At 69.9% G+C, this 17,047-nt stretch carries 15 protein-coding genes and 1 riboswitch; of the genes, 4 read left to right on the forward strand and 11 right to left on the reverse strand.

Annotated features, from left to right (window positions below; all coding sequences use genetic code 11):
* Positions 1 to 213: 213 nt before the first annotated feature.
* On the reverse strand, positions 214 to 1,074 hold the full coding sequence (locus tag ABZT12_RS33115) for a thioesterase family protein (RefSeq protein ID WP_356391462.1): 861 nt from the start codon (positions 1,072 to 1,074) through the stop codon (positions 214 to 216).
* A gap of 138 nt (positions 1,075 to 1,212) precedes the next feature.
* Here ABZT12_RS33115 and ABZT12_RS33120 point away from each other — a divergent pair, with 138 nt between their 5' ends.
* Positions 1,213 to 2,451, forward strand: coding sequence for an alpha/beta hydrolase-fold protein (locus ABZT12_RS33120; RefSeq protein ID WP_356391464.1), 1,239 nt, complete (start codon positions 1,213 to 1,215; stop codon positions 2,449 to 2,451).
* Here ABZT12_RS33120 and ABZT12_RS33125 read toward each other — a convergent pair.
* The 10 genes from ABZT12_RS33125 to ABZT12_RS33170 form a co-directional block, all read right to left on the reverse strand.
* Complete coding sequence (locus ABZT12_RS33125; RefSeq protein WP_356391466.1) at positions 2,360 to 3,016, reverse strand: trimeric intracellular cation channel family protein; 657 nt, start codon at positions 3,014 to 3,016, stop codon at positions 2,360 to 2,362. The two genes, ABZT12_RS33120 and ABZT12_RS33125, sit on opposite strands and share 92 nt — an antisense overlap.
* A 23-nt stretch (positions 3,017 to 3,039) precedes the next feature.
* Entirely contained in the window at positions 3,040 to 4,431 is a 1,392-nt protein-coding gene (locus ABZT12_RS33130) for a M1 family metallopeptidase (protein ID WP_356391468.1), read from the reverse strand.
* Between the two features lie 98 nt (positions 4,432 to 4,529).
* A complete protein-coding gene (locus ABZT12_RS33135) occupies positions 4,530 to 5,840 on the reverse strand; it encodes a dipeptide ABC transporter ATP-binding protein (protein ID WP_356391470.1) in 1,311 nt (436 codons plus the stop codon).
* Complete coding sequence (locus ABZT12_RS33140) at positions 5,837 to 6,943, reverse strand: ABC transporter ATP-binding protein (protein ID WP_356391472.1); 1,107 nt, start codon at positions 6,941 to 6,943, stop codon at positions 5,837 to 5,839. The genes ABZT12_RS33135 and ABZT12_RS33140 overlap by 4 nt, the downstream gene beginning before the upstream one ends.
* On the reverse strand, positions 6,940 to 7,947 hold the full coding sequence (locus ABZT12_RS33145) for an ABC transporter permease (RefSeq protein ID WP_356391474.1): 1,008 nt from the start codon (positions 7,945 to 7,947) through the stop codon (positions 6,940 to 6,942). The genes ABZT12_RS33140 and ABZT12_RS33145 overlap by 4 nt, the downstream gene beginning before the upstream one ends.
* A 76-nt stretch (positions 7,948 to 8,023) precedes the next feature.
* Positions 8,024 to 9,772: an ABC transporter substrate-binding protein gene (locus ABZT12_RS33150; RefSeq protein WP_356391476.1), complete on the reverse strand. Its 1,749-nt coding sequence runs from the start codon at positions 9,770 to 9,772 to the stop codon at positions 8,024 to 8,026.
* Positions 9,773 to 9,827: 55 nt separating this feature from the next.
* Positions 9,828 to 10,826 carry an ABC transporter permease gene (locus ABZT12_RS33155; protein ID WP_356391478.1) on the reverse strand — a complete coding sequence of 333 codons (999 nt, stop codon included), beginning with the start codon at positions 10,824 to 10,826 and terminating at the stop codon, positions 9,828 to 9,830.
* Positions 10,827 to 11,168: 342 nt separating this feature from the next.
* Positions 11,169 to 11,957, reverse strand: coding sequence for an enhanced serine sensitivity protein SseB C-terminal domain-containing protein (locus ABZT12_RS33160; protein WP_356391480.1), 789 nt, complete (start codon positions 11,955 to 11,957; stop codon positions 11,169 to 11,171).
* Positions 11,958 to 12,104: 147 nt separating this feature from the next.
* Entirely contained in the window at positions 12,105 to 12,890 is a 786-nt protein-coding gene (locus ABZT12_RS33165) for an enhanced serine sensitivity protein SseB (RefSeq protein WP_356391482.1), read from the reverse strand.
* A gap of 72 nt (positions 12,891 to 12,962) precedes the next feature.
* Entirely contained in the window at positions 12,963 to 13,637 is a 675-nt protein-coding gene (locus tag ABZT12_RS33170; RefSeq protein ID WP_356391512.1) for an AAA family ATPase, read from the reverse strand.
* 171 nt (positions 13,638 to 13,808) lie between these two features.
* A riboswitch (glycine riboswitch) is annotated at positions 13,809 to 13,907 on the forward strand.
* A 147-nt stretch (positions 13,908 to 14,054) separates the two neighbouring features.
* Between ABZT12_RS33170 and gcvT the strand changes: the two genes are divergently transcribed.
* From gcvT to glyA, 3 genes are all read left to right on the forward strand, one after another.
* Positions 14,055 to 15,212, forward strand: coding sequence for a glycine cleavage system aminomethyltransferase GcvT (gcvT, locus tag ABZT12_RS33175; protein WP_356391484.1), 1,158 nt, complete (start codon positions 14,055 to 14,057; stop codon positions 15,210 to 15,212).
* Between the two features lie 110 nt (positions 15,213 to 15,322).
* Entirely contained in the window at positions 15,323 to 15,697 is a 375-nt protein-coding gene (gene gcvH, locus ABZT12_RS33180; protein WP_356391486.1) for a glycine cleavage system protein GcvH, read from the forward strand.
* Positions 15,698 to 15,711: 14 nt separating this feature from the next.
* Positions 15,712 to 16,968: a serine hydroxymethyltransferase gene (gene glyA, locus ABZT12_RS33185; protein ID WP_356391488.1), complete on the forward strand. Its 1,257-nt coding sequence runs from the start codon at positions 15,712 to 15,714 to the stop codon at positions 16,966 to 16,968.
* Positions 16,969 to 17,047 lie beyond the last annotated feature (79 nt).

The following is a 17,047-nucleotide window of genomic DNA, read 5'->3' on the forward strand; positions in this document are numbered from 1 at the left end:
TCCGAAAACGATGAGGAAGTCTTGAAGCGGGCACTCAATCAACGCCGCATAGGCCCCGGTTGGGGGTGTCCTGTCGCCACCCTGTGCGTCGGGTAAAGCGGACCCCAAGAGACCCTCCCCACCAGGGAGTTCGGTTCCCGGCGCGCGGTACGGACTGGTACGACTCCTTGACGGAAGCAGGCCAACTGGCGCACCCGTCAGGGGAGTTAGCCGCTAGCCGAGCCTGACCCGGGCCAGTTGCCGCGACTGCGCGACCAGTCGGTCCGCGCTGTCCCAGACCTCCGCGTCCTCCTCCAGGAAACCGCCCGCGAGATTGCGGGTGGTGATGGAGACGCGGAGCGGGCCGGGCGCGGGGCGGCAGCGGACGTGGACCGTCAGCTCGACCGTGGGCACCCAGCCGCGCAGCCCGATCTCGAACGCGGTCGGCGGCAGCGCGTCCACCGCGAGCAGCAGGGACAGGGGGTCGGCGTCCCGGCCGTCCGCGAGGCCGAACCAGGCACGCATCTCCCCCTTGCCGGAGGGCGCGCCCAGGGCCCAGCCGAGGGTCGCGGGGTCGAGCTTGAGCATCAGACGGTCGGCGATGGCGGAGCCCCCGTCGACGGGGGCCGGACCGTCCTCCGCGCCGAAACACCGCTCCATGGGCGGGATCGCGGGCGGCCGGGCCGTCGTGCGGACGTCGTCGGGGAGCGTGTCCAGGTCGCCGTAGGAGGCGAGGACGCGGATGCGTTCGACCTCCTCGCCCCGGTCGTCGTACTGGAAGAGGGAGGCCTGGCCGGTCGAGAGGGTGCGGCCGGTGCGGACGGTCTCGGTGCGGACGACCGCCGGGCCGGGGCGGGAGGCGGTCAGATAGTGCGCCGAGACCGTGAACGGGTCGCTGTGCGGCAGGGTGTCGGCGAGGGCCCGGCCGAGGACGGCGAGGAGGTAGCCGCCGTTGACGGCGCCGAGGACGGTCCAGCCGGCCGAGAGGTCGAGGTCGTGAACGCCGGGGGCGCGGCGGGTGAGTGCCGTGTCACGGTCGAACTCGCTGTCGCCGATCGTGGCCCGCGTGGCCGGTGCGGAAGCTGCGTCTGCCATGGGTGAACCATACAATGTGAAATTACTAAGCGGTAGCTTTTGACGAACCGCCGCCTCCTGGGTGAGATTCCGGCAATTTCTTGGTAAGTGTCCGAACTCGTCCGTAACCCCGGGCCCGCCCTCCCCCTCTATGGGGACATGAGCCTCACCGGGACTCCCTTCCTCTACACCACCGTCGTGCTCTCCTTCGTCGCGTTGATACTGCCGCTCGCGCTGTGGACGCGGATGCGCGGACCCAGGGTCGTGCGCGTCGCGGCGCGGGCGCTGATGCTGCTGTTCGCCCAGGGCACGGCCGTCGCGCTGGTCTTCGTCCTGGTCAACAACCAGAACAACCTCTACGACAACTGGGCCGACCTGCTGGGCACCGGCAACCACGTCCAGCAGGCCGCCGACCTCGGGGCGAACGGCACCGGCGGGATCGCGCTGACCAAGCTGCCCAGGGTCAGACAGAGGTTCGGCCGCGCCCAGGGCGCCGGCATGCGCGCCGCCGGCGGGGTGCTCGAAACCCAGCTCAAGGGCCGGGTGTCCGGCGTCAACGCCGAGGTCTACGTCTGGCTGCCGCCGCAGTACGACAGGCCGGCCTACCGGCACCACAGGTTCCCCGTCGTGGAACTGCTGCCCGGCTTCCCCGGCTCCGCCAAGGCCTGGTTCGGGTCGCTGAAGGCGCACGAGCAGCTGCTGCCGCTGATGCGGAGCGGCCAGGTCGCGCCGTTCATCCTGGTCGCCCCGCGGACCAACCTGCTGGCCGGCGTGGACACGGGGTGCGCCAACATCCCGGGCACCGTGAACGCGGACAGCTGGCTGAGCGTCGACGTGCCGAAGATGGTCAGGGACAACTTCCGCGCCGAACCGGGGCCCGCGGGCTGGGCGGTGGCCGGCTACTCGGCCGGGGCGCACTGCGCGGTCAAGCTGGCGGTGGCCCACCCCGACCGCTACCGGGCGGCGGTCGGCATGTCCGGCTACAACGACCCGATCGGGGAACGCAATTCGCTCGCCGCGCAGAGCCCGGCCCTGCGCGCCGAGAACAACCCGTACCTGCTGCTGCGGAAGAAGGCGACCCCGCCGCCGATCGCCCTCTACCTCTCCGGCGAGGCCGGCGACGGCTACGAGGCGGGCGTGGCGCTGGAGGCGGTCGCCAAGGCGCCGACCACCGTGCACGCGGTGTTCCTGCCGCGCAGCGCGGGCGGCCACACGATGTCGCTGTGGCGTCCGCAGGTGACGACGGTCTTCCGCTGGCTCACCCTGGAGATGGGCAAGAACCGGCCGAAGGCCCCGGCCGGGCCGACTACTCCTCGCGCACCGTCGAACGGCGGTGCCACGCACGCGGCGCTCGCCAGTGGAACCGCATCGCGAGCAGACGCAGCACGAAAGCGGTGACGACGGCGAACCCGCTGGTGAAGGGGGTCAGCGTGTCGAAGCGGATGCACAGCACGGCCAGGGTGGCGCCGACGATCGCCGGTACCGCGTAGAGGTCGCGGTCCCAGCGGAGCAGCGAGGGGACCTCGTTGGCGAGGACGTCCCGGAGCACACCGCCGCCCACGGCCGTGGCGAGACCGAGGGCGGCGGAGGAGGTGAGGTTGAGCCCGTAGTCGTACGCCTTGACCGTGCCGGAGACGCAGAACAGGCCCAGGCCGGCCGCGTCGAAGACGTTGACGCCCAACTGGATCCGCTCCACCTGCGGGTGGAGGAAGAAGACCAGGAGGGCGGCGAAGAGCGGGGTGAGGAAGTACCCGAGGTCGGTGAAGGCGGCCGGGGGTACGGCCCCGATGATGAGGTCCCGGAACAGCCCTCCGCCCAGCGCGGTAACCTCGGCGAGCACGGCGATGCCGAAGACGTCGAAGTTCTTTCGGACGGCCAGCAGCGCGCCGGAGATGGCGAACACGAAGATGCCGACGAGGTCGAGCGTGTGCTGGACGGAGGGGCTGAACAGTTGCTGGAGCACCCCACATTGTTACTCGGGCGCTCCTACAGGGCGGGCTTGCCCGTCGTGTGGATCCACTTCTGGAACAGGTCGTCGAGGTTCTGTCCGGAGATCTTCTCCGCGAGCCTGACGAAGCCGGCCGTGGAGCCGTTGCCGTAGCGGTGGAGCTTCGTCCAGGCGGGCAGCAGCTCGAAGAAGGCGGTGTCCCCGATCCGCTCCCGCAGCGTCTGGAGGGTCATCGCGCCGCGCTGGTAGACCGCCGAGGCGAACATCGTGTCCCGCTGCGGGTCGGCGACCACGGTCTGCCAGAAGGCGCTGTCGGCGGGGCGGGCGTTGTAGGCGGCGAGGAAGGAGTCGTGCGCCGACCGGGTGCCCTGGTGCTCGGCCCACAGCCACTGGGCGTAGGTCGCGAAGCCCTCGTTGAGCCAGATGTCCTTCCAGTGCGCCACCGACACGGAGTCACCGAACCACTGGTGGGCCAGCTCGTGCACGATCGTCGACTCGCTGCGCACGGCCGAGTAGGCGGGCTTGCTCTGCACTTCGAGCGAGAACCCGGCCTGCGGCATGTCGTCCACGATCGCGCCGGTCTCCTCGAAGGGATACGGCCCGAAGACCTGCGACCAGTAGTCGGTGGCCGCGGCCGTCACGGCGTACACGTCCACGCTGTTGCTGTTGGCGAGGACGGGGTCGATGGCGACGTAGATCGGGGTCCCGCCGGGGGTCCGGCCGGTCTGCACGTCGAACTTGCCGATCGTGGCCGTGGCCAGGTAGGTCGCCATGGGCTTCGACTCGCGCCAGTGCGTGTACGTCGAGTCGCCCTTGTCGTACGTCGAGACGAGCCGCCCGTTGGAGACGCCGGTCAGGCCCTTGGGCGCCTTGATCCGGATGTCGTAGGTGGCCTTGTCGGAGGGGTGATCGCTGGAGGGGAACCAGGTGGAGGCGGCGTTGGGTTCGCAGGCGACGAAGACGCCGTCGGTGGTCTTCATCCAGCCGTAGTCGGAGCCGAAGACGATCGGTCCGTTGAGGGGTTCGGGGACCCCGCCGTAGGTGACCTCGACCGTGAAGTCCCGTCCCTTGCGCAGGAACCCGCGCGGGGTGACGCGCAGTTCGTCGCCGGTGCGGGTGAACTGGGCCGGTCTGCCGTCCACTTGAACCCGGGTGACCTCCAACTGCTGGAGGTCCAGGTCGAAGGAGGTGAGGTTCTGGGTGGCGCGGGCGGTGAGGGTCGTACGGCCGTCGAGGCGGTCGGTGTCGGGGTTGTAGGCGATGTCGAGGCCGTAGTGGCGGGCGTCGAAGCCGCCGTTGCCCAGTTGCGGGAAGTAGCTGTCGCCGATGCCGTCGGCGCCGGGGGTGGGGGCGGAGGAGGCGGCTATGACAAGAAAAGAGGCCGCCGCGGTAGCGAGGGCCCCCAGACGTGCCGAACGGGAGAGTGCCATGAGTCGTCCCTTCGGTGCGTGTTTCCGATCAGTCGGACACGCCAGACTCTGCACTCTCCCGTTTGGTCATGGCCATGACTTTGCCAACTCGTCATGCCCTACTGGCCGGTTGACTCCTGCTCACCGGGCTCCGCCGCGGGAGCCGAGGACTCCGCCGCCGGAGCGGGAATCTCCGCCGCGGGAGCCGGAGCCGCCGCCTTGGGAGCCGGAGCCGCCACCTCGGGGGCCACCGCCTCCGGCGTCTCCGCCTCAGGAGCCACCGCCTTGGGCGTCTCCGCCGGCTTCTCCAGCACCGCGGGACCGACCAGCGTCACCGCCTCCTTCGCGGCGGACAGCAGGACGGTGTCCTGCGGGGCCTGGTCCGCGAAGTTCTCCGGGTGGTGGCAGGCGACCCGCTGGCCGGGGCGCAACTCGACCAGCTGGGGCTCGGCCGTCCGGCAGATCTCCGTCGCCTTCCAGCACCGGGTGTGGAACCGGCAGCCGCTCGGCGGGGAGATCGGCGAGGGGACGTCGCCCTTGAGCAGGATGCGCTCGCTCTTGGCGCCCCGCCGCTTGGGGTCCGGCACCGGCACGGCCGACATCAGGGCCTTGGTGTACGGGTGCATCGGCGCCCGGTACAGCGAGTTGCGGTCGGCGAGTTCGACGATCTTGCCGAGGTACATCACGGCGATACGGTCCGAGACATGGCGTACGACGGAGAGGTCGTGCGCGATGATCACGTACGTCAGGCCGAGCTCCGACTGGAGGTCGTCCATGAGGTTGACGACCTGCGCCTGGATCGACACGTCGAGCGCCGAGACCGGTTCGTCCGCCACCACGAGCTTGGGCTTCAGGGCGAGCGCGCGGGCGATGCCGATGCGCTGGCGCTGGCCGCCGGAGAACTCGTGCGGGTAGCGGTTGAAGTGCTCCGGGCTCAGGCCCACCAGCTCCAGCAGCCGCTGGACCTCCTTCTTGACCCCGCCCTCCGGCTCCACGCTCTGCAGCCGGAACGGCGCCGAGACGATCGAGCCGATGGTGTGCCGCGGGTTCAACGAGCCGTAGGGGTCCTGGAAGATCATCTGGATGTCCCGCCGCAGCGGACGCATCCCGGCCGAGTTCAGCCGCGTGATGTCCTGGCCCTCGAAGTGGATCGAGCCGCCGGTCGGGTCCTGGAGCCGGGTGATGACCCGGCCCATGGTCGACTTGCCGCAGCCCGACTCGCCTACGACGCCGAGGGTCTCGCCCTTGCGCACCTCGAAGTCGATGCCGTCGACGGCCTTCACCGCGGCGACCTGACGCTGCAGGATCCCCTTCTTGATGGGGAAGTGCTTCTTCAGGCCCTCGACCTTGAGCAGCACCTCGCGGTCCTCCGGGGAGGACGCCTGGTGCGGTACGGCCGCGGCGGCGGTCTCTTTCTTCGTCTCACTCACAGCTTCGGCGCAATCTCTTCGGTCCAGATCCGCGTACGGTCCTCGGCCGGGAGGTGGCAGGCGGACCAGTGCCCGCCGTCGACCTGGGCCAGCTCGGGGCGCACGGTTCGCGTGACGTCGCCCTTGGGGATGTCCGCGTACGGGCAGCGCGGGTGGAAGGCGCAGCCCGAGGGGACGTTGATGAGGCTCGGCGGCTGGCCCTTGACCGGGATGAGCCGGTCCGAGGTGTCGCGGTCGATACGCGGCATCGAGCCCAACAGGCCCCAGGTGTAGGGGTGTTGGGGCTTCTCGAAGATCTCGTCGACCGGGCCGCGCTCCACGCACCGGCCGCCGTACATCACCAGGACGTCGTCGGCGATCTCGGCGACCACACCGAGATCGTGGGTGATCAGGACGACCGCGGAGCCGAACTCCTTCTGCAGGTCCCGGATCAGGTCGAGGATCTGCGCCTGGACGGTGACGTCCAGGGCGGTCGTCGGCTCGTCCGCGATGAGCAGTTCGGGGTTGTTCACCAGGGCCATGGCGATCATGGCGCGCTGGCGCATACCGCCGGAGAACTCGTGCGGGTAGCCGTCGACGCGCTTGGCCGGCTCGGGGATGCCGACCCGGTCGAGCATCTCGATCGCCCGGGTGCGGGCGACCTTCTTGCTGACGTCGTGGTGGACCCGGTACGCCTCGACGATCTGGTCGCCGATCTTGTAGTACGGGTGCATCGCGGAGAGCGGGTCCTGGAAGATCATGGACATCTGCCGGCCGCGGAGCTTGCGCACCTCGTCCGGCCGGGCGTTCACCAGCTCCTGCCCGTCGAGCCAGATCTCACCGGACATCCGCACGTTCTTGCCCCGTGCGCCGAGCCGGTGCAGGCCCATGATCGCCAGCGAGGTGACGGACTTGCCGGAGCCCGACTCGCCCACGATGGAGAGGGTCTTGCCCTTCTCCAGCGAGAAGCTGAGCCCGTCGACGGACTTCACCAGGCCGTCGTCGGTCGGGAAGTGCACCTTGAGGTCGCGGACCTCCAGGAACGCGTTCGGGGCGGTCCCGGCCGCGGCGACAGGCTCGCCGACCGCGGCGCCGGTCGCGGACAGGGGATCAAGGTCGGTCACGAGAGCCTCACCCGCGGGTCGGCGGCGGCGTAGAGCAGGTCCACCAGGAGATTGGCGATCACGACGAAGAACGCTGCGAGCAGGGTCACGCCGAGGATCGGGGGCAGGTCGTTGCTCTCGATCGACTGCACCGCGTACTGGCCGATGCCGTGCAGGGAGAACACCGACTCGGTGATCAGGGCACCGCCGAGCAGCAGACCGAGGTCCATGCCGAAGACGGTGATGATCGGCGTCAGGGCGGCCCGCAGACCGTGCTTGACGACGACCTTGCGCTCCCGCAGACCCTTGGCGCGGGCCGTGCGGATGAAGTCCTCGTTCATCGTCTCCAGCATGCCCGAGCGGGTCAGCCGCGCGTAGATGGCGGAGTAGAGGAGCGCGAGCGAACACCACGCCGGGAACAGGGTGTTGGCCCACTGCCCGGGGTTCTCGGTGAACGGGACGTAGGTGCGGCCGAAGATCGGCCACTGGTAGGTGAAGAGCAGGATGGCGAGGTTGCCCGTGAAGAACATGGGCAGCGAGACACCCGCGAGCGCCACGCCCATGAAGGCGCGGTCGAAGAACGACCGCGGCTTGAGCGCGGAGATCACACCGACCGTCACGCCGGAGACCAGCCACAGCACGGCGGCGCCCGCCGCCAGCGAGATGGTCACCGGGAGGCGGGAGGTGAGCTGCGGCCAGACCTCGACGTGGTCCTTGAAGGAGTAGCCGAAGCAGGGCGCGTCGCAGTGCACGGTGGTGGGGCCGAGGTTGTAGGTGGCGCCCGCCACGATCCCCTTGATGAAGTGCCAGTACTGCAGGTAAAGGGGCTGATCCAGACCGAGGTTGTGCTTGACGGCGGCGATGTCCGCCGCCGACGGGCTCTTCCCGATGTACTGCTGGGCCAGTTGGTCCGCGGTCTGGCCGGCGAGCCGTGGCAGCAGGAAGAAGATGCCGAAGGTGACCGCGGAGACGACCAGCAGCAGGATCACCGCTGCGACCGTCCGACGGAGAATGTACGAGATCACGGGGATCGGCGCTGGTGCCCGCGGGCCGTTGAGCCCGCGGGCACCAATGCCTTCACCTGCCTTCCGGGGCTGCTAACTACTTCGTGGTGCCGACGTTGAGGTAGTCGTACTGGCCGCTGAAGGCCGCCGTCGACACCAGGTTGCTGTAGTTCGCCGGACGCGCCAGCAGGACCTTGAAGTAGGTCAGCGGGACGATGACCGCGTCGCTCATGGTCTGCTTGTCGATCTGGGCGTAGATGGTGTTACGGGCCGACGCGTCCTCGGTGCCGATGGCCTTGGCCAGCAGTCCGTTGACGGTCTTGTTGTCGTACTGCGACAGGTTGGTGTTACCCGAGGCGCCGATCGCGCTGCCGTTCAGGATCTGCTGCAGGAAGCCGTAGCCGGAGGGCCAGTCGGCACCCCACTGCATCATGATCAGGCCGATGTTCTGCTTCTCGGTGAACTTCGGGACACCCGCGTAGTCGGTGAAGTACTTGCCCGACGGGTACTGCTTCAGGCTGGCGTTGATGCCGACCGCCTTCAGCGAGTTGATGATCGCGGTGGCCGCGGAGATCTCCTGCGGGCGGTCACTGCGGGCCGAGAGGTTGGTCGAGATCGACGTCTTGCCACAGGCCTTCAGCGCGGCCTTGGCCTTGGTGACGTCACCCTTGCTGCCGGTGCTCGCGTACTGGTCGTCCTTGGCGTAGCCGGTGATGTCCGGCGGCAGGACGGTGGTGGCGACGTCACCGCGGACCGGGCCGCCCTCGGCGGTCTGCACGGAGACCTTGTCGATGGCGTACTCGACGGCCTTGCGGCACTGCACGTTGTTGAACGGCGCGACCTTGGTGTTGATCGCCGTGTAGACGAGACGGCCACCGTAGGTGTTGTCCGTGCCCGCCTTCTTGTCGGCGGAGGTCAGCAGCTGCGCCTGGGTGGCGGACTGGACGCCCGTACCACCGAGGTCGATCGCGCTGCCGGCCAGCACGTCCTTGTCGATCGTGTCGGCGTTCACCTTGAGGTTGACGACGATCTTGTCCGGGTACTGCTTGCGCAGCGGGTCCGTCGAGGCGTCCCAGTTCTTGTTGCGCACGAGGACGGCCTGCTTGCCGTCCTGGTAGCTCTGGAACTGGTACGAACCGGAGGAGACGATGTTCTTGACGTAGTCGACGCCCGTGTCCTTCGCCTGCGGCACCGGAGCCGTCTGCGGCGCCGCGACCAGGTAGTCGAACTCCTGGAAGGCCGTGTTCAGGTGGAAGACGATCGTGGTGTCGTCCGGCGTCGCGATGGACTTGAGGCCGCCGGCGCTCTTGTCCTTGTACGGGCCCTTGTAGTCCTTGCCGCCGACCAGGAACTGCTGGAAGTAGTTCGGGCCGAGGGAGAGCACGTCACGCGCGAAGTTGGAGCGCTCCACGGCGTACTTGACGTCCTTGGACGTGATCGCCGTGCCGTCCTGGTACTTCAGGCCCGAACGCAGCTTGTACGTCCAGGTCTTGCCGCCGTCGCTGGAGACACCCTTGCTCGCGGCGAGGTCCGGGGCGAGCGTGTTGCCCTTGGAACCGGGGCCGGGCTCGAACGTCATCAGCGGGCGGGCGTACAGCCGGCTGAAGTTGTACATGTACGCGTAGTACGTGTTGCCCGGGTCGAACGAGTCCGGAACGTCGGACAGTTCGTACGTGACCGTCCCGCCCTTGTGGGTCGAGACGTTGACGACGTCCGTGGTCGCTGCGTTGGCCCCGGCAGCCTTCGTCCCGTTGTCACTCTTGTTGTCATCGGCCTTGCTGCAACCTGCCAAGAGCAGGCTCGCTGAGCCGATGGCCGCAACTGCGGCCAGCGCTGACCTTCGCATGATGGTCTGCTTCCCCTTTATGTCGGAAACTCGATGGGACTCTCGGGTGCGGGCCCTAGCGGCTGCGGGGGTCGAGAGCGTCGCGGAGACCGTCACCCAGCAGGTTGAACGCCAGGACGGTCACGAAGATGGCGAGGCCAGGAACGATCATGTACGCGGGGTCGACCTCGTAGTAGGTGACCGCGTCACGCAACATGCCGCCCCACGATGCCTGCGGGGGCTGGATGCCGACCCCGAGGAAGCTGAGGGAGGCCTCGAAGAGGATGTTGGTCGGGATGAGCAGCGTCGAGTAGACGATGATCGGGCCGACCAGGTTGGGCAGCAGCTCCCGGAAGAGGATGTACGGGCCCCTGGCGCCCATGCCCCGGGAGGCGTCCACGAACTCCCGCTCGCGCAGGGCGAGCGTCTGGCCGCGGACGATCCGGCCCAGGTAGGGCCAGTTGAAGAAGCCGATGACGAAGATCAGCACGCTCAGGTGCAGCGGCAGCCCGTTGAGGCCGAAGGCACCGCCCTGGAGCGTGGCCGAGATCGCGATGGCGAAGAGCAGCAGGGGGAAGGCGAGGAAGGTGTCCATCAGGCGGCTGATCACCGAGTCGACCCGGCCGCCGTAGTAGCCCGCCACGACGCCCAGGATCGTGCCGATCACGTTCGACAGGACGGTGGCGCCGAAGGCGACGACCAGCGACACCCAGGAGCCCTCCAGGATGCGGGAGGCGACGTCCCGGCCGAACTGCGGGTCCACACCCAGCGGGTGGCTCCAGCTCATGCCGCCCCAACCGCCGTTCGGCAGCGAGGTGTTGGCGTCGATCAGGTTCTGGTGGAAGGCGTCGGGGTCGAGACCCAGCATCGCCTGGATGGGCCGGGAGAGCGCGGCGACCACGATCAGCAGGACGACGATCACGCCGCCCGCGACGGCGACTCTGTCCTTCTTGAAACGGGACCAGGCGATCTGCCCAAGGGAACGGCCCTCGATCTGCCCCTTATCGGCGCCGGCCAGCACAGCCTCTGGCTGCGCCCCGGCTTCCGCCCCGGTGGTCTCGATCGGTGCGGTCACTGTGACCCGACCCCTCTCGCCGGTGGTGACCGGCCTACGCCTGCCGCGGATCAGCGGCTTTGTCGACTTGCATGCAGATACGGAGTCGTCGACCCCGGGTCTGAGTCGCGAGTCTTCAGCGTGGCCGCGATCACCCGCCAGGCCTGACGGCGAAAGTATGCGCAACCGTGATGCTTAAAAAAGGATTCCGTTATCCGAACAGTGGGTAACGGCCCCCGGACGCGGGACAGTTGGGGCAGAACGACGATTCGGCGCCTTCCGGGGCACTTCACCGCTGTCTACGCGCGAAGAAATGTGTCGTAGACGTAAAAAGTGCGGAGAAGCGGGGAAGGGGCTCGGGAGTCAGTATCCACCACGCGCGGGGGGGTAGCCGTACCCGCCCGTCTGGACGGGGGCCGGGTGGACCTCACGGTCGTAGAACGGGCGGGCGTTCGCCCGCAGCCAGAGGGCGACCGGGTCGTACTCGTCGGACATCGCCACGGTCGACACCGGCAGCCCCTCGGGCACCGCGCCGATCGACTGCTGCATCATCGCGCGCACCGAGTCCACGGCGGCCGGACGGGTGTCGTAGACATCGAGGCCGATGGCGAGATACGGCGCTCCGAGCGCGGGCTGCACCCAGGCCCGGCGCAGGGCGCGGACCGCCGGGGTGCGGTGGGCGTTCTGGGTGAGCAGGGCGTAGAACTGCGGGATCTCGATGGCCGGTTCGGAGAGGCTGAGGGGCCCCGCGGGCTGGCGCTCCAGGCCGGTGGCGATCCGGCGCAGATCCAGCCACGGGATGCCGACTCCGCCGCCGGGGGCGTGCGGGTTGAGCCAGAGGCCGAAGTGGTCGGGATAGAGGGTGCGGGCCACGTCGACCCCGTCGACCACCTCGTAGGAGCGGTTCCAGCCGCTGGCGGAGAGCTCCTGCGCGGAGGTGACGCACGGCGCGTAGCCGTACCCCTCCACCTCCATGTTTCCGTACTGGGCATCGGGGGAGCCGGCCTGGCCGTGCCACAGGAGCATCCATACCTGGCCGGAATTGGGGGTGGCGAGCGCGCGCAGGAGTGCCTCGTAGGCGTCGTAGCGCCCGGGCGTCACCTGGCGCAGCATGTGCTCGACCTGCCCGGCCGCGGTGCCGCTGGCGCTCACCTGTACCGTCCCTCTGTTGTGACCCTTGGATGTGTAACAGCTTAGGCGGTGCCGGGTGTTGGCCGTCGGGAGCCGGGGCTCGCGGCGATCTTCGGGCGCGGGACACAGCCGTCCGCCGTGCCGTCTCCCGCCTCCCCGCCGCCTTTCCTACTGGCCGTACTGGTAGAAGGGCCGGACCTGCGCCCGCATCCAGTCCCCCACCGGATCCTGCGCCACGTCCAGCAGGACCAGGTTGACCGGCCACGGCACCGCCACCCGGTTCAGGGCCCTGGCCAGGGCGTCCATCGGGGCCGCCCTCAAGTCACCCTCCCAGGTGGCGAGTTCGACACCGACGAACATGACGGGCTCGGCCGTCTCGATCGCGGCGAGGCAGCGGCGGGCCGTGCGGACCACGCCGGTGCCGGCGAACTCGGCGGAGGCGGCGGCGAGGAAGTCGACCGGATCGTCCTGCCAGTCGGGCTCGAAGAGCCGGACCCGACCGCCGCTCGTGGGGCCGTCGAGCGCGGTACGGCCCGTCCGGCACAGTTCGGCGACGGCCGGCGGCGGGAGGGGCACGCCGACCACGCCGTCGGGGTTGAGCGCGATGCCCACCTGCGGGGGCAGCCCGCGGGCGAACTCCACCGCGGGCGCGATGGTGTACGACATGTGGCCCCCCGCGACCTGGCGGAACTGCTCCTCGGAGCTGAAGACCGGGACGTAGGCCTGGCCGTCGATGTCGAGGGTGGGCAGATCGAGGGGGCCGCTGTGCGGGCCGCCGCCGCCCGGCAACGGCACCCAGACGAAGCTGCGGCCGAGCACCTCGATGATCCGGCCGCCGGCCGAGGGGATACCGAGAGACGCCGAGAGCACCTCTTCCAGTTCGTTGCCCGGCCATCCGCCGTGCGGATGCGGGTGAGGTTGCGCCTGTCCGGGGAAGTCCGCCGGGAAGTCCATCTTCCTACCGCCTGCTGTAAACCTGCTGTGGCTGAAAAGGCTATCGGGTGCCGCGCCGGCGCACCCGTCCGCTCACCGCGCGAAGTCGATCCGGCGCAGCACGTCCGCCGCGTCCCGGTCGAGCAGCACCGCCGAACCGCACCCCTGGGGCAGTGTGCCTCGCTCCACGGCACGCAGCAGTCGGCCGGCCGCCCCGCGGTGGCGCAGGAACGCGTACCGCGAGACCACACGGCCCCGCTCGCGCTGGCCGCGCAGGGCCGTGACCGGGGCGACGTCGAGGAAGACCAGGTGCAGGGTGCCGCCCCGGCGGCGGGCCGCGCGGCCCAGCCAGCCTCGTACCCAGCGCTGGGTACCGCAGTCGTGCACGACGACCCCGGCCCCGGAGCGCAGGGCGCGGGCGAGACCGGCGTAGTGCGCGAGGCGCACCAAGGGGCGGTAAAGGGCGTACGGCAGGGAACGGGGTGCGCGGGCGTCCCAGCGGTCGCGCGTGTCCTGGGAGTCGACGCGCGGCCCGGCGACCGCGCGCCGCATCAGGGTCGACTTGCCGCTGCCGGGCAGACCGGTGATCACGACCAGGTCGCGGGAGCCGAAGAGCAGCCCGTGCGGGCTGCGTCCGCCGCGCTCGCGCAGGTCGCGGACGACGGGGGCCGGGCGGTCCCGGCTCACCTCCCCGGCCGCGGCGGCTTGCTGCTCGGGCAGCGCGAGTGCCGAGCAAGTGGCGTATGCCGAGGGCCTGTTCACCGTGATCGTCCTCCCCTTGGGTGCGGAGTTCCCCGTCCCCGTCGAGTGTAAAGAGAAGGTAATGCGCGATGTCTCGTGTTTTCGTACCCGAACCGCCACGGGCCGGTCACGGACGCGGGCCTGCCGCGCCCGGACGAGGCGTGCGATGATGTGCCCGCCAACTGCATACCGGCCGCTTGAATCCGCGCGGGAGAGTCCCCAGCCACGTCCTGGTGGGGCGCCGAAGGAGCAAGTCCCTCCCTTGAATCTCTCAGGCCCCGTTACCGCGCGGGCGAGGCACATCTGAAAAGCGGGCCGCTCTCCAGCGGCTCCACCCAAGGTGCAAGTCGTGTCCACCGCCCTGCGCGGTCACGACGAACCTCTCAGGTTCCGATGACAGATGGGGAGGAACGACCTCGCCGTCATGCCCTGGGAGCCACACCGATGAGCAGTAACGCACCCCGTCTCACCGCGCTCGACGCCGTACACCGCGCGCTCGGCGCCACCATGACCGACTTCGCCGGCTGGGACATGCCCCTGCGCTACGGCTCCGAGCGCGACGAGCACCTCGCCGTCCGCACGAAAGCCGGCCTCTTCGACCTCTCGCACATGGGCGAGATCACGGTCAGCGGCCCGCAGGCGGCGACACTCCTCGACTACGCCCTGGTGGGGAACATCTCCTCCGTCGGCGTCGGCCGCGCCCGCTACACCATGATCTGCCGGGCCGACGGCGGCATCCTGGACGACCTGATCGTCTACCGGCTCGCGGCGAGCGGGACCGCCGATGCCGCGTCCCCCGACACGGCGTCCCCCACCTACATGGTCGTCGCCAACGCATCCAACGCCCAGGTGGTCCTGGACGCGCTCACCGAGCGGGCCGCGGGCTTCGACGCCGTCGTCCGCGACGACCGTGACGCCTACGCGCTGCTCGCCGTGCAGGGCCCCGAGTCCGCCGGCATCCTCGGCTCGCTCACCGACGCCGGCCTCGACGGCCTGAAGTACTACGCGGGCCTGCCCGGCACGGTCGCCGGCGTCCCCGCGCTGATCGCGCGCACCGGCTACACCGGCGAGGACGGCTTCGAACTCTTCGTCGCGCCCGAGGACGCCGAGCGGCTGTGGCAGGCGCTGACCGAGGCGGGCGCCCCGGCCGGGCTGGTGCCCTGCGGTCTGTCCTGCCGGGACACGCTGCGCCTGGAGGCGGGCATGCCGCTGTACGGGCACGAGCTGTCGACCTCGCTGACCCCGTTCGACGCGGGGCTCGGCCGGGTGGTCAAGTTCGAGAAGGACGGTGACTTCGTGGGCCGCGAGGCGCTCACCGAGGCCGCCGAGCGCGCCCGGGAGACCCCGCCGCGCCTCCTGGTCGGCCTGATCGCCGAGGGCCGCCGGGTGCCGCGCGCCGGATACCCGGTCGTCGCCGGCGGCGAGGTGATCGGCGAGGTCACCTCCGGTGCCCCCTCCCCCACGCTGGGCAGACCCATCGCCATGGCCTACGTCGACGCCGCGCACGCGGTGCCGGGCACGACCGGTGTCGGCGTGGACATCCGGGGCAGTCACGAACCGTACGAGGTCGTGGCGCTGCCCTTCTACAAGCGCCAGAAGTGACACCGTTCCGACGGCAGACCGCGTGACGTCGGGCACATCACCCCTGCCCACCCGCGGTTTCCCCGCTCCACCGTCATCAGCACATCACCGCGTACAGGAGAATCCGAGCCATGAGCAACCCCCAGCAGCTGCGGTACAGCAAGGAGCACGAGTGGCTGTCGGACGCCGAGGACGGCGTCTCGACGGTCGGCATCACGGAGCACGCGGCCAACGCGCTCGGTGACGTCGTCTTCGTCCAGCTCCCGGAGGTCGGTGACACGGTGACCGCGGGCGAGTCCTGCGGCGAACTGGAGTCGACCAAGTCGGTGTCCGACCTGTACGCGCCGGTCACCGGCGAGATCGTCGCCACCAACGCCGACGTCGTGGACGACCCCTCGCTGGTCAACTCCGCCCCCTTCGAAGGCGGTTGGCTGTTCAAGGTACGGGTCACGGACGAGCCGGGCGACCTGCTCTCCGCCGACGAGTACACCGCCTTCGCCGGCTGAGGAGTCGTAGCCACATGTCCGTCATGAACACCCCCCTGCACGAGCTCGACCCGGACATCGCCGCCGCCGTCGACGCCGAGCTGCGCCGCCAGCAGTCCACGCTGGAGATGATCGCCTCGGAGAACTTCGCTCCGGTCGCGGTGATGGAGGCGCAGGGCTCGGTCCTCACCAACAAGTACGCCGAGGGCTACCCGGGCCGCCGCTACTACGGCGGCTGCGAGCACGTGGACGTCGCCGAGCAGATCGCCATCGACCGGGTCAAGGCGCTCTTCGGCGCCGAGTACGCGAACGTGCAGCCGCACTCGGGCGCCTCCGCCAACCAGGCCGCGCTCTTCGCGCTGGCCCAGCCCGGCGACACCATCCTCGGCCTGGACCTCGCGCACGGCGGCCACCTCACCCACGGGATGCGGCTGAACTTCTCCGGCAAGCAGTTCGACGTGGTCGCCTACCACGTGGACGGCGCCGGACTGGTCGACATGGCCGAGGTCGAGCGGCTCGCCAAGGAGCACCGGCCGAAGGTGATCATCGCGGGCTGGTCGGCGTATCCGCGGCAGCTGGACTTCGCCGAGTTCCGCCGGATCGCGGACGAGGTCGAGGCCCACCTCTGGGTGGACATGGCGCACTTCGCCGGCCTGGTCGCGGCCGGGCTGCACCCCAACCCGGTCGAGTACGCCGACGTGGTCACCTCCACCACCCACAAGACGCTGGGCGGCCCGCGCGGCGGGATCATCCTGGCCCGGAAGGAGTTCGCGAAGAAGCTCAACTCCTCCGTCTTCCCCGGCTTCCAGGGCGGTCCCCTGGAGCACGTGATCGCCGCCAAGGCCGTCTCCTTCAAGGTCGCCGCCTCGGAGGAGTTCAAGGAGCGCCAGCGGCGTACCGTGGAGGGGGCGCGGATCCTGGCCGAGCGGCTGGTGCGGGACGACGTGCAGGCCGTAGGGGTCGACGTCCTGTCCGGCGGAACGGACGTGCACCTGGTCCTGGTGGACCTGCGCGACTCCGCGCTGGACGGGAAGCAGGCCGAGGACCGGCTGCACGAGGTCGGCATCACGGTCAACCGGAACGCGATCCCGAATGACCCGCGACCGCCGATGGTGACCTCGGGGCTGCGGATCGGCACGCCGGCCCTCGCCACCCGCGGCTTCACCACCGAGGACTTCACCGAGGTCGCGGACATCATCGCCGAGACCCTCAAGCCGTCCTACGACGCCGACGCGCTGAAGGCCCGCGTGACCGCGCTGGCCGAGAAGCACCCGCTCTACCCCGGGCTGTAGCAGGCCCCCGGGGGCACCCGCAGCCCGAAGGCGCGCGGGTGCCCCGCCCTCGCCCCGCCCGTGCGGGCCCCGCACCACC

Origin of the sequence: Streptomyces sp. NPDC005423, from assembly GCF_040606415.1 — a bacterium.
Taxonomy (GTDB): domain Bacteria; phylum Actinomycetota; class Actinomycetes; order Streptomycetales; family Streptomycetaceae; genus Streptomyces.

Bases quoted from the DNA above. Each gene is read 5' to 3' on its own strand.
- ABZT12_RS33115 (WP_356391462.1), bottom strand. From the start codon at position 1,074: ATGGCAGACGCAGCTTCCGCACCGGCCACGCGGGCCACGATCGGCGAC.
- ABZT12_RS33120 (WP_356391464.1), top strand. From the start codon at position 1,213: ATGAGCCTCACCGGGACTCCCTTCCTCTACACCACCGTCGTGCTCTCC.
- ABZT12_RS33130 (WP_356391468.1), bottom strand. From the start codon at position 4,431: ATGGCACTCTCCCGTTCGGCACGTCTGGGGGCCCTCGCTACCGCGGCG.
- ABZT12_RS33150 (WP_356391476.1), bottom strand. From the start codon at position 9,772: ATGCGAAGGTCAGCGCTGGCCGCAGTTGCGGCCATCGGCTCAGCGAGC.
- ABZT12_RS33165 (WP_356391482.1), bottom strand. From the start codon at position 12,890: ATGGACTTCCCGGCGGACTTCCCCGGACAGGCGCAACCTCACCCGCAT.
- gcvT (WP_356391484.1), top strand. From the start codon at position 14,055: ATGAGCAGTAACGCACCCCGTCTCACCGCGCTCGACGCCGTACACCGC.
- gcvH (WP_356391486.1), top strand. From the start codon at position 15,323: ATGAGCAACCCCCAGCAGCTGCGGTACAGCAAGGAGCACGAGTGGCTG.
- glyA (WP_356391488.1), top strand. From the start codon at position 15,712: ATGTCCGTCATGAACACCCCCCTGCACGAGCTCGACCCGGACATCGCC.